The 11,688-nt window shown below is 72.5% G+C and carries 7 protein-coding genes; 2 read left to right on the top strand and 5 right to left on the bottom strand.

The window, feature by feature from the left end; genetic code table 11:
• The first annotated feature begins 115 nt into the window (after window positions 1-115).
• Window positions 116-646: an ATP-binding transcription factor AbmR gene (gene abmR / locus SSP29_RS27185; RefSeq protein ID WP_089103447.1), complete on the top strand. Its 531-nt coding sequence runs from the start codon at window positions 116-118 to the stop codon at window positions 644-646.
• 92 nt (window positions 647-738) lie between these two features.
• Here the strand turns inward: abmR and SSP29_RS27180 are convergent, their stop codons facing one another.
• The 4 genes from SSP29_RS27180 to SSP29_RS27165 all read right to left on the bottom strand — a co-directional run bounded on the left by SSP29_RS27180 (window position 739) and on the right by SSP29_RS27165 (window position 6,662).
• A complete protein-coding gene (locus SSP29_RS27180; protein WP_089103446.1) occupies window positions 739-2,370 on the bottom strand; it encodes an RICIN domain-containing protein in 1,632 nt (543 codons plus the stop codon).
• Between the two features lie 466 nt (window positions 2,371-2,836).
• Window positions 2,837-3,214 (bottom strand): toxin Doc, encoded by a 378-nt coding sequence (locus SSP29_RS27175; RefSeq protein ID WP_089103445.1) that lies wholly within the window; start codon window positions 3,212-3,214, stop codon window positions 2,837-2,839.
• Between the two features lie 3 nt (window positions 3,215-3,217).
• Window positions 3,218-3,457 carry a hypothetical protein gene (locus SSP29_RS27170; protein ID WP_089103774.1) on the bottom strand — a complete coding sequence of 80 codons (240 nt, stop codon included), beginning with the start codon at window positions 3,455-3,457 and terminating at the stop codon, window positions 3,218-3,220.
• A 103-nt stretch (window positions 3,458-3,560) separates the two neighbouring features.
• Entirely contained in the window at window positions 3,561-6,662 is a 3,102-nt protein-coding gene (locus SSP29_RS27165) for a glycoside hydrolase family 2 TIM barrel-domain containing protein (RefSeq protein ID WP_089103444.1), read from the bottom strand.
• Window positions 6,663-6,935: 273 nt separating this feature from the next.
• On the opposite strand from SSP29_RS27165, the gene SSP29_RS27160 reads away from it, so the two are divergent.
• On the top strand, window positions 6,936-9,320 hold the full coding sequence (locus tag SSP29_RS27160) for a SpoIIE family protein phosphatase (protein WP_089103443.1): 2,385 nt from the start codon (window positions 6,936-6,938) through the stop codon (window positions 9,318-9,320).
• Here the strand turns inward: SSP29_RS27160 and helR are convergent.
• The gene (gene helR, locus SSP29_RS27155; RefSeq protein ID WP_089103442.1) at window positions 9,317-11,521 is read right to left on the bottom strand and encodes an RNA polymerase recycling motor ATPase HelR; all 2,205 of its coding nucleotides are present in this window, start codon (window positions 11,519-11,521) and stop codon (window positions 9,317-9,319) included. The two genes, SSP29_RS27160 and helR, sit on opposite strands and share 4 nt — an antisense overlap.
• Window positions 11,522-11,688 lie beyond the last annotated feature (167 nt).

The raw sequence follows: 11,688 nt of genomic DNA, 5'->3' as shown, positions 1-11,688 counted from the left end.
CCAGATGGCCGGATCCCACCGCCTCGTTAATCGTCCTGAAACATTCCGCTTCCGCTGTCGGCGGACTTCGCCGCAAGCCCTTGCCTTCGTGCTGCAACGGAGTAATCGTCATTACATGATTACTCAAGAGCAACGAGACAAGCTCCGCGGCTGGTTCGCCGGCCGTCTGCCGGACGACCTCTTCGAGGAACTGGTCGAGGTGACGGCCGACCGCGAGGAGGTCACCGTCATCGGGCGCATCCCCGGCCCCAAGCTGGCGGACGACGCGTCGGACGCCGAGCGGGAGGCGGCCGTACAGGGCCGGATCCAGGAGTTCCGGGAGCGCACCCGGGAGAGCCGGATGGTCGTGGCCCGCGAGGCCGAGCACCGATTCCGGCACAAGGTCTCCTGGGGCGTGGAGTGCGCAGGGCAGCGGGCGCTGTTCACGCATGTGGCCGCGCCGGTGATGACCCGGCTGCGCCAGCCCGAGCGTCAGGTGCTGGACACCCTGATCGCCGGCGGGGTGGCGCGCAGCCGCAGCGAGGCGCTGGCCTGGTGCGTGCGGCTGGTCCAGCGGCACACCGACGACTGGCTGACCGAACTACGGGACTCCCTGGAGCACGTGGAGCGCGTCCGAGCCCAGGGCCCGGACGCCGACCAGGACTGAACGCGCCCCGAAGGGGCGCGGGGAACTGCGCGACCAGCCACGACGGCGCCGCGGACAAACCGCGACGCACTGCGGCTCTTCCAGCGGAGCGCCTAGTGGCCGGCCAGTTCCGCCGGCTGCGCCGACGGGCCCCCGGTCCCGGCGATGGAGAGCGAGCCGCGGCTCTGGGACGGCGTCGGGGTGTCGGTCAGCCAGTGCTGGCCACTGGTGTGGTCGCGGACCTTGACCACGATGTCGGAGCCGGGGTCGACACCGCCCGTGCCGAGCGCGAGGGTCTCGTCCCAGCGGGGCAGCAGCTCGCCCTGGACGGTGAGGTCGTAGCGCACGTCCTCGCCGCGCCCGGCGCCCTCCTCGGCACAGGTGCCGACGATGACCACACCGGCGTCCGCGTGCGAGTCCAGGCACAGATCCGGGCCGGCCGCGCTGCGCAGCTCGCCGTCGCTCTCGTAGGTCCACTGCTGGGTCGAGGCCGAGGAGCACGCCGCGAGCACGACGGTCGCCCCGGCCTTCGGCTCGCCGTTGATGTCCAGGCAGAGCTGGGCGGCGGCGTTGCGCAGCCGCGTCGTGTGGTCGGCGGCGGGCAGCCCGGCCGTGCCGGAGGTGGGCGTCGCATCGGGCTCGGAGTCGCCGGGCACCAGGCCGGCGGTGGCGACGGCGTCGCTGCCGTCACCGCCGCCCGACAGCGTGCTGACGGCGAGGACGGAGGCGAGCAGTCCCGCACCGGCCACGCCGACGCTGGTCAGCAGCGTCTTCGACGACCAGGAGCCGGGCGGGCGGCGCACCTGCACGGGGATGCGGGAGAGGAGCCGGGTCCGGGCGGCCGCGCGCCGGCGCCCGCCTCCTCCGGCGCGCCGGGCGGCGGCGCGGGTCAGGGGAACATCCGCACTGCCCTTGCGTCCCGGGCGGGTGTCGAGGTAGCGGCGGGCCCCCCAGCCGAGCACCGCCTCGACCAGCAGCACGCCCATTCCGCCCTCGACATGGCCGAGTTGCTCGGCGGCGGCCCGGCAGTACGGGCACTGCGCCAGATGCTCCTGGACATCCGGCAGCAGTCCGCCGCCGCGACGGATCGGCACGTCGAGGAGGCGGTTGTAGTAGCGGCACTCCTGGGACGGCGCGAGATCCCGGTGCGCGCGGACACAGCCCTCGCGGAATTTCTCCCGGGCGTCTTCGAGAGCCGCCGATGCAGTTGTCGTGTCCATGTCCAACAGACCGGCCGGTACGGTTATCGGTTCCGCCTCCACCTCGGCATGCCAGAGCAGGCTCTGGGCGAGCGCCGGAAGGCCCAGGAATGAACGCTCCGCGAGGGTGCGGTTTTCCGGTGTCATGGACTTCGTGGCACGCATACCACGGCCGCCGGCCGGTTTCCCGAGGTCGGGAAGAACCTCCGCTATTCGGTCCTCCGCGGACCAGTTGGCGACCGTGTCGCGGACGGAGACCAGCAGGCGGGGCCGGATCGCGTCGGCCGTCTCGCCGAGGGCCACCCGGTCGAGGACCTGATGGAAGGCGGCGGCCGCGACCATGTGCGCGACCGGCCCGGAGGCGGCCAGGCAGATGACCGCGTATTCCTGAACGGGCCGCCAGTGCCGCGCCATGAGCAGCGCGGCGGAGCGGGAGGCCTCGATGTCGGATCCGGCTCGCAGCGGGGCGGCGAGGGACTCGTCGGACTCCCCCGCACCACCGCCCGGCGGCGGATAGGGAGGGCGAGGCGGGTGGGGGGTGGGCACGGAGCGGATTCCTTTGGTGCGGTGGTGCGTACCTCTTCGGTGCGCCTGCAGGGAGCGGGAATTCGCCGGCGCGGTGCAGGTCGCGTTCCTCAACTGTCGAATTGGACCGTGCCATTACCCCCGCGCGGGCATTCACCCTCGCACAAGTCTCACACAAGCAACAAGGCACCCGTACAACATCGACAGCATTGACAGAAAGTCAGAAAGGCGCTGGTGGCTATTGCCCCTGCATGGCCGCATTCACCTTTCCGCGCGCCCCGTGTGAAGCGTACGCACGCGGCGGTCCCGCGCGCACGCTCCCGGACCCTCCGCACGGGTGGTCCACTGATGACCGGCCCTCCTCACGAGGCCCCGCGCGAAACGGCGGCTCTTCCGCGCGAAACAGGCCGCCGGCCCCGTTCCTCCCGCCCTCGGCCGGCGGCCCCGAGGAGCCGGGACAGCTCTGTCCTGCACGTCCGGGCAGGTGTCAGAGCTGCCAGGAACGGAGCCGGTCCGCCGCGGAGTAGACGTCGGCCTTGCCGCTCATCAGGTCGCGGGCGAGATCGACGAGGGCGCCGTAGGGCGGGTCGATGCCGACACCGCTGACGTACATGTAGGCCACGGCGGTCGCACAGGCGAACCGCGCGTTGGCCGAGGGCAGCGGCTTGAGCAGGGCGAGGGTGTGCAGCAGGGCGGCGGCCCGCCAGGCCGGGTCGGAGTCCACGCCGAGCCGGGGCGGATCGACCCGGTGCCGGGCGACCGCGGCGACCAGCGCGGAGAAGTCGTTGATGGTGGGCTGCTCCGGCATGACTTCCTCGTGGCGCTGGAGCAGCCAGGGCACGTCGATGTGGATGACCGGCGGCATGGGTCAGGCGGCCTCGCCCTTCGCGGGCGGCTCGTCGTCGGGGAACGCGGCGGCGAACTCGGCGGCATGGGCCGCGAAGAAGCGGCGGAATTCCTCCGCCCCCTCCTGCAGGGCCCGGTGCCGGGCGATGTCGGCGGCCGCCGCGTCACGGACGAGGGCCTTCATGGACGTACCGCGCTCCTTGGCTATCTGCCTGAGGTCCTCAAGTTCGCGGTCGCTGAACTCCACGTTGAGAGCTGGCATGCCCTTCACCGTACCGCGCGGGTACTCCACCGTAAATACCCGCAGGTCAAGACAGTCTCCCCCAGGTACCTACGAGGGATGCGCCGAGGCGCCGCCCGCCGTCTCAGGTGTCGAGGCGGCTGATCCGTACCGCGCCCCGGGTCTCCCCGGGATGGGCGCTGGTCAGGGTGAGGCGGATCCGGGAGCCGCGTGCCGGGGTGAAGGTGATGGCGGTCGGGGTGTCCGAGGCGGTGGCCCATTCCACCGCCGTGTCCCGCACCGCCCGGTAGGCCGTGCCGTCCCAGACGGCCACCTCGACCGACGCGGGGAGGGCGTGGGTCGCGTCCACGGTGAAGGAGACGTCCACCCGGTCGAAGGTGCGGGTGCGCCCGTGGTCGACCGACACCCAGTCCGCGGTCCGGGCACCGCCGAACGCGGGCAGCAGGGCGGTGGCCGACTTGGCGAAGGCGTTGGACCAGCCGGTGGCCGGGTCGCCGTCGAGCATGGCGGCCGGGAGGGTGTCCGGACGGCCGGAGTAACTGGCGTCCGCGTGCGGGTAGTCCGGCGGGGAAGGATGGTCCGGGCCGAAGTCGGGGGCGGGGGTGCCGGCCACGGAGCGGGCGGGGGTGGTGTGCACGGTGGCGGTGTCCCCGTGCAGCCCGTCCGCCCGCGCGGTCACCTTGAGGGCGCCCGGCTCCGTACCGGCGCGGACGATGGCGAGCGCCTTGCCGTGGAAGGCGGTCCGGGTGCTCGCCTGGTAGCGCTCGGCGCTCTCCTCACGGCCGTTGTCGAGCCCGGCGAGCGAGCCGCCGGTCACGGCGAAGGAGATCAGGTGCGCGGCGTCGGGCACCACCACGCCGTGCGCGTCGACGATCTCCGCGGTGACGAAGACCAGCGAACGCCCGTCCGCGGAGAGGGACTTGCGGTCGGCGGTGAGGCGCACGGCGTGCGGGGCGCCGGCGGTGCGCAGGACGTCGGTTGCGACCACCCTGCCGTCGCGCCGGGCCACCGCCTTCAACTCGCCCGGCCGGTAGGGCACTTCCCAGGTCAGGTGCAGTTTGCCCGCACTGCCGTTGGGGCTGGTGTAACTGCCGGGGTAGGGGCCGGAGGTGAAGGTCCTGTCGTCGCCGGTGGCCTCGGTGGTCTCCAGGTAGGTGCGGCCGTCGGTCGTGGTCTTGGTGTCGAACTCCCGCACTCCCAGGGACTCTCCGTTCAGGAACAGCTCGACGGCAGGCACGTTGGCGTACGCCCACACCTCGACCGTGGCCCCCTCCTCGTGGTTCCAGCTCATCGGCAGCAGATGCACCATCGGCTCGCTCACCCACTGGCTGCGGAAGAGGTGGTACATGTCCTTCGGGAAGCCTGCCGTGTCGACCGCGCCGAAGAAGGACGACTTCACCGGGAACACGTCGTACGGCGTCGGCTCGCCGATGTAGTCGATGCCCGACCACAGGAACTGGCCCGCGAACCACTTCCGGTCCCGGTCCTTCTTGTGGCCGTACTCGCCGCTCATCGTCCAGGAGGACAGGTTGTTGTCGTAGGACGAGGTGGCCCGGCGGCCGGGGGTGTGGTTCTCCCCGGTGTTGAGGTGTTCCGGTTCCTGGTAGGTGCCGCGGGTCGAGGTCTCCGAGGAGGACTCGGACTCGAAGAGGAACAGGTGCGGGTAGGCCGCGTGCAGCGAGTCCACGGACCTGGCGGTGTTGTAGTTGAGGCCGAGACCGTCGAGCTTGGCCAGCATCAGGTCGGAGGCGGAGCCCGTCTTCGGCACACTGCGGTACTTGTCGGAGCCGATGACCAGGGGACGGGTGCCGTCGGCGGCCTTGATGGCGGCGATGATCCGGTCGGCCATGGCGAGACCGGCCGTCGAGGTGGAGTCGGGGATCTCGTTGCCGATGGACCACAGCACGACGGCGGGCGAGTTGCGGGCGGCGAGGACCATCTCGGTGGCGTCGCTCTCGCACCACTCGTCGAAGAACCGGCCGTAGTCGTACTTGGTCTTGCCGGTCTTCCAGCAGTCGAAGGCCTCCACCATCATCACGATGCCGAGTTCCTCGCAGACCTCGATCATCTGCGGCGAGGGCGGGTTGTGCGAGGTGCGGAAGGCGTTGACGCCCATCGACTTCATGAGGGTCATCTGTCTGCGCACCGCGTCGGCGCTGATCGCCGCGCCGAGGGCGCCCTGGTCATGGTGGAGGTCGACCCCCTTAATCTTGGTGGGCACGCCGTTGAGGGAGAAGCCCTCCTCGGGGTCGAAGCGGTAGCTGCGGATGCCGAAGACCGTGCGGTAGGTGTCGGTGGTGGTGCCGCCGACCCGGAGTTCGGTGTGCAGGGTGTAGCGGTGCGGGGTCTCGAAGTCCCACAACCTCGGTTTCCCGACGGTCAGTTCCTGGGTCGCGGTGGTCCCGCCGGAGCCGGTGACGGTGACCGTGGAGGAGGCACGGGCGACCGTGCGGCCGTCGGGGTCGGCGATGCGGGACAGGACCGTCACGTCCGCGCCCGCGCCGGACTCGTCGACGACGGCCGTGCGCACCCGCACCACGGCCCGCTCCGCGGTGATGTCCGGGGTGGTGACGTACGTCCCCCACCGCGCCACGTGCACGGGGTCGGTGACCACCAGACGGGCCTCGCGGTAGATGCCGCTGCCCGAGTACCAGCGGCTGCTGGGCAGTTGGTTCTGCACCTTGACCGCGAGGACGTTCTGCGTGCTGCCGTCGGTGTGCAGCAGGTCGGTGAGGTCGAAGGCGAAGCCGGTGTAGCCGTAGGGGTGGCAGCCGACCTGGGTGCCGTTGCAATAGACGTAGGAGTCCATGTAGACGCCGTCGAACTCCACCGAGATCCGCTTGCCGGCGTAGCCGGGCGGCAGGGTGAAGGCGAGCCGGTACCAGCCGAGACCGCCCGGGAAGAAGCCGGTGCCGCTGGTGGTGCCGTTCTCGGTGGTGGGGGTCTGTTCGATGCTCCAGTCGTGCGGTACGGCGACCTGCCGCCAGGCCGAGTCGTCGTACCCGGGGTCGGCGGCGTCCGCGTAGGCGCCGGTCGGGTCGGTGATCCCGCCCGGGTTGACCAGCGCGAACCGCCAGCCGTCCCGCAGGGCGACCGTGCGGCGGCCGGCGACCTGCGAGGACGTATCCGCCTCCGGGGCCGCCCAGGCGCCCGGGGCGCCCAGCCAGGCGCCGGCCGTCGGGGCTGCCGTGGCGGCTGCCAGAACCGATCTGCGAGTGACCGTCATGGTGCGGCTCTCCCTCATCAGGGCCCAGAACTACTCACAACTGATCGTGAACAAACAGATTCTGACGGAGTGACACTTGTGCCCGTCAAGGGTCCGGAGGCCTTCTCCCACCCCTTTCGTCCCGTCGGCCGGTCCGCGTTCGGCACTCCGGACAGGCCCCGGGTCCCGACCGACCGACCGCCGCCGCTTGCCGGTCGCGCGAGGGTCCGAAGCACTACGCTTAACACGAGTGGTGCACCTGTTGACTGTGAGTGTGCGCTTGGGAGTGGCGAGATGAGCCGGGTCTATCCGTTCGACGATGCGGCGACGGCCCGGGCTGTCATCGGCGAGGACGGCACACTGACCGAGTGGAACGAGGGCGCGCGACGGCTCCTCGGCCACCCGGCCGAAGAGGTCGTGGGCCGGTCCGCGGCACTTCTGCTCGCCGGGGACGTCACACCGCGCACCCCCGACGGCACCCGCTGGGACGGCACCGTCGAACTCCGCCACCGGGACGGCCGTACGATCCCGGTCTGGCTGCTCGCGCACCACAGCACGGCACAGGACGAACAACCCGGTCACTGGCTGGTGGTCTCCCCACTGGACGGCGGCGGCCCGCGCACCCCGGACGATCCGCTGACGACCGCCGCGCTGACGCAGTCGCCGTGCGCCATCGCGGTCTACGACGATCAGCTCAGGCTGCGCCGGGTGAACGGCGCGATGGCGGAGGTCATCGGGCTGCCCGAGGAGCGGATCCAGGGGCTCAGGGTCACCGAGATCGGCGGCAAGCCGGAGAGCGCGGACCTGGAGCGGAACATGCTCCGGGTGCTGGCCTCGGGCCGGCCGCTGGACGTGCAGACGTACATGCGCACCGGCGGCGAGGACCGGGCGCACGCCTGGCGGGCCCGGATGGCACCGGTCACCGACGCCGCCGGACGTGTGCGGGGCGTGAGCCTGGCCGCCCACGACTTCACCGAGAACTACCTGGCCAGAGAGCGGCTCCAGCTGGTCAACGCGGCGAGCGTGCGCATCGGCAGCACTCTCGACGTCATCCGTACGGCTCAGGAGCTGGCGGACGTCTGCGTCCCCGCGCTCGCGGACTTCGTCACCGTCGACCTGCTGGACCCGCCGGAGCACGGCGGCGACCTCCCGGCCCGGCTGACCGCGCCGGTCACCCTGCGCCGCACCGCGCACCAGTCCGTGCTGCCCGGCGTCCCCGAGGCGGTCCTCAAGCCCGGACAGAGCGAGGTCTATCCGGCCTCCTCGCCGCAGGCCGACTCGCTGACCGCGGGGCACACGATCGTGGCCTCGGTGGCGTCCGGCGCGCTGGACCAGTGGCTGTCCTGGAACAAGGCCCGCGGGGAGCGGGTGCGCGAGTTCGGCGTGCACTCCTCGATGTCGGTGCCGATCCAGGCCCGCGGCACCACCCTGGGGGTCGCGGTGTTCAGACGGCACCGGCGGCCCGACCCGTTCGGCCCGGACGACGAGCTGCTCGCCGAGGAGATCACGGCCCGGGCCGCCGTCTGCATCGACAACGCCCGCCGGTACTCGCGCGAGCGCGAGACCGCGCTGGCCCTGCAGCGCAGTCTGCTGCCCCGGACGCTGCCGCGCACCGCCGCCCTGCAGGCCGCCTCCCGCTATCTGCCGGCGGCGCGGGCCGGGGTGGGCGGCGACTGGTTCGACGTGATCCCGCTGTCCGGGCTGCGGGTCGCCATGGTCGTCGGGGACGTCGTCGGCCACGGTGTGCAGGCCTCGGCGACCATGGGCCGGCTGCGGACCGCCGTACGCACCCTGGCCGACATCGACCTGGCCCCCGACGAGCTGCTCACCCACCTCGACGACCTGGTGCTCCGGCTCTCGGCCGAGCAGGGCGGCGAGGGCAGCCCCGGCGAGGTCGGCGCGACCTGTCTGTACGCCGTCTACGACCCGGTGTCCCGGCGCTGCACGCTGGCCCGCGCCGGGCACCCGCCGCCCGTCCTGCTCCGGCCCGGCCACCGCCCCCACCGCCTTGACCTGCCCGCCGGTCCCCCGCTGGGCCTGGGCGGGCTGCCGTTCGAGTCTGCCGAGGTGACGCTGGACGAGGGCACGGTCCTCGTGATGTTCACGGACGGGCTGATCACCTCCCGGCACCGGGACCCGGACACCGGCCGCCGGCTCCTGCACGCGGCGCTGGCGGCGTACAGCGACTCCCTGGACGAGACCTGCGACCGGATCCTGCACGCCCTGCTGCCGCCGGGCGGCGCGGCCGACGACGTGGCCCTGCTGCTGGCCCGCACCCAGGGCCTGCCGCCGTCCCGGGTGGCGTCCTGGGACATCCCCGCCGACCCCGCCCTGGTCGCGCCGATCCGCAAGAAGGCCGTGGAACAGCTCGACGTGTGGGACCTGAGCATGGCCGCCTTCACGGCGGAGCTGGTGGTCAGCGAGCTGGTCACCAACGCCATCCGCTACGGCGCCCACCCGATCCGGCTCCGCCTGATCCACGACACGACGACCCTGATCTGCGAGGTCTCCGACACCAGCCACACGGCCCCGCACCTGCGCCGGGCCAAGACCTGGGACGAGGGCGGCCGCGGCCTGCTGCTGGTGGCCCAGCTGACCCAGCGCTGGGGCACCAGACACACCGCGGAGGGCAAGACGATCTGGGCCGAGCTGTCCCTCTTCGAGGACGACATCGCCTAGGGACTGTCCGGTCCCGGTCCCGGTCGCTGCCGGTCGCTGGTCAGGACCACCAGCTGCCGGGTCGCGCGGGTCATCGCGACATAGTGGTCGACGCCGCCCGCGACGCCGGTGCCGAACTCCTCCGGGTCGACGAGGACGACCAGGTCGAATTCGAGCCCCTTCGACAGCTCGGGGGTGAGCGAGGCGACCCGGGACGTCGGGGTGAAACGGGGGGCGCCGATGACGCAGGCGACGCCCTCGGCGTGGGCGGCGAGCCAGGTGCCGAGGATCTCGTCCAGCTCCGACACGGAGCCGTGCACCACGGGCAGGCCGCTGCCGCGGATCGAGGTCGGCACGTTGGCGTCCGGGAGCACGGCCCGGATGACCGGCTCGGCCTCGGCCATGATCTCCTCCGGGGTGCGGTAGTTGATGCTGAGCGAGGCCAGGTCGATGCGGTCGAACCCGACCCGTGCCAGGCGCTCCCGCCAGGTCTCCGGGAACCCGTGCCGGGCCTGGGCGCGGTCCCCGACGATGGTGAAGCTCCGGGACGGGCAGCGCAGCAGCAGCATCTGCCATTCCGCGTCGGTGAGTTCCTGGGCCTCGTCGACGACGATGTGCGCGAAGGGGCCGGTCAGCAGGTCAGGGGCGAGGGTGGGCAGTTCGGACTCGTCGACCAGGCTGACCTTGGCGTCCTCGCCGCGGAGCATCGTCACCAGACCCTCGCCGTCGTCGCCGTCGGCGCCGGAGTCCCGGGCGGCCCCGATCAGGTTGTCGACGACCTGGGCCATGCGCTCGCGCTGAGCGGCCAGAACGGCCTCCTGCCGCCGCATGCGCCGGTCCGCCTCCGGGTCGCCGAGCCGCTGCCGGGCCGCGTCCAGGAGCGGCAGGTCGGACACCGTCCAGGCCCGGGCATCGGCGCGCTGGAGCCTGCGCACGTCGTCGCGGCCGAGCCAGGGGGCGCAGAGCCGCAGGTAGGCGGGGACCGACCAGAGGTCCCCGACCAGGTCGGTCGCCTCCAGCAGCGGCCAGGCGCGGTCGAGGGTGTCGACCAGGTCCCGGTCCCGCTGCAGCGACCTGCGGAACTCCTCGGGCGTGACGTCGTCACCGTCGTACTTGTCCAGCAGGATGGCGGCCAGTTCCGCCCAGATCTGGTCGCGTGCCTCGTTGTGCGGGGTACCGGGAGCCGGTGCCCGGAACGCGTCGGCCCAGTCGTCGGCGCTCAGCCGGAGGTCGGCCCAGTCGGTCGTGACGGTCATCCCCGCGGCGGGCGGTTCCTCGTAGAAGCGGACGGCCGTCTCGATCGCCCGGACCATGTCCGCGGACGCCTTGAGGCGGGCCGCCTCCGGGTCGGTCTCGGCCGTCGCGGCCGCTCCCTCGTCGACGAGGTCGCGCAGGACGCAGGTCTGCACGCCCTCCTCACCGAGGCTCGGGAGGACGTCGGAGACGTAGTTCAGGTAGGGCCGGTGCGGGCCGACGAACAGCACCCCGCCCCGGCGGTGGCCCAGCCGCGGGTCGGAGTACAGGAGGTGGGCCGTGCGGTGCAGGGCGACGACCGTCTTGCCGGTGCCCGGACCGCCGTCGACGACGAGGGCGCCGCGGGAGCCCGCGCGGATGATGGCGTCCTGGTCGGCCTGGATGGTGGCGAGCACGTCACGCATCCGCTCCGACCGGTCGGCGCCCAGGCTGGCGATGAACGCGGACTGGTCGTCGAGCGCGGCATGCCCGTCGAGCCCGTCGGCGGTGAACACCTCGTCCCAGTAGTCGCCGATCCGGCCGTCCTTCCAGCGGTACCGGCGGCGGCTGCGCAGCCCCATCGGGTCGGCGTGGGTCGCCGCGAAGAACGGCTCGGCCGCGGGTGACCGCCAGTCGATCAGCAGCCGGCGGCCCGTGCTGTCGGTGAGGCCGAGCCGGCCGACGTACACGGGCTCGGGGTCGTCTGCGCCGACCATGCGGCCCAGGCAGAGGTCCAGGCCGAAGCGGCGCAGGGTGCGCAGCCGTCCGGTCAGCCGGTGCACCTCGATGTCCCGGTCCATCGCGGCCCGGCCGGTGCCGCCCGGCGCCCTGAGCTCGGCGTCGAGGCGGTCGGACAGCTCGGCGATCGACTGTGCGAGGCACTCGGCGACGGCGGCCAGGTGCCGCTCGTCGGCGGCGATCAGGGCGGGGTCGGCCTTGGCGGAGAGGCCTTCGGGCAGGTCGAAGGCGCTGGTGGTCAGGGGGTTCAATGCATCAGCTCCGTGGGGAGGCCGTGCGGCTGCAGGCACGTACGGCGGGGCGTCCGGAGGGACGGGACGAACAGGGGGCAGGGACGGCGGCCGTCGTCCGGGGTTCGTGGCGGGTTGCGGTGCGTGCGGGACCGCGGGGCCGTCGTGGCCGGTCGCGCCCACGACTG

The organism is Streptomyces hyaluromycini, from assembly GCF_002217755.1.
In the GTDB taxonomy this organism is placed as follows: Bacteria; Actinomycetota; Actinomycetes; order Streptomycetales; family Streptomycetaceae; genus Streptomyces; species Streptomyces hyaluromycini.
The sequence above is the reverse complement of the archived record's forward strand: the minus strand, read 5'-3'. Positions and strand labels throughout refer to the sequence as shown.

Excerpts from the sequence above, each read along its gene's own strand:
- SSP29_RS27175 (WP_089103445.1), bottom strand. The coding sequence starts at position 3,214 with ATGCCGCCGGTCATCCACATCGACGTGCCCTGGCTGCTCCAGCGCCAC.
- SSP29_RS27165 (WP_089103444.1), bottom strand. The coding sequence starts at position 6,662 with ATGACGGTCACTCGCAGATCGGTTCTGGCAGCCGCCACGGCAGCCCCG.
- abmR (WP_089103447.1), top strand. The coding sequence starts at position 116 with ATGATTACTCAAGAGCAACGAGACAAGCTCCGCGGCTGGTTCGCCGGC.
- SSP29_RS27170 (WP_089103774.1), bottom strand. The coding sequence starts at position 3,457 with ATGCCAGCTCTCAACGTGGAGTTCAGCGACCGCGAACTTGAGGACCTC.
- SSP29_RS27160 (WP_089103443.1), top strand. The coding sequence starts at position 6,936 with ATGAGCCGGGTCTATCCGTTCGACGATGCGGCGACGGCCCGGGCTGTC.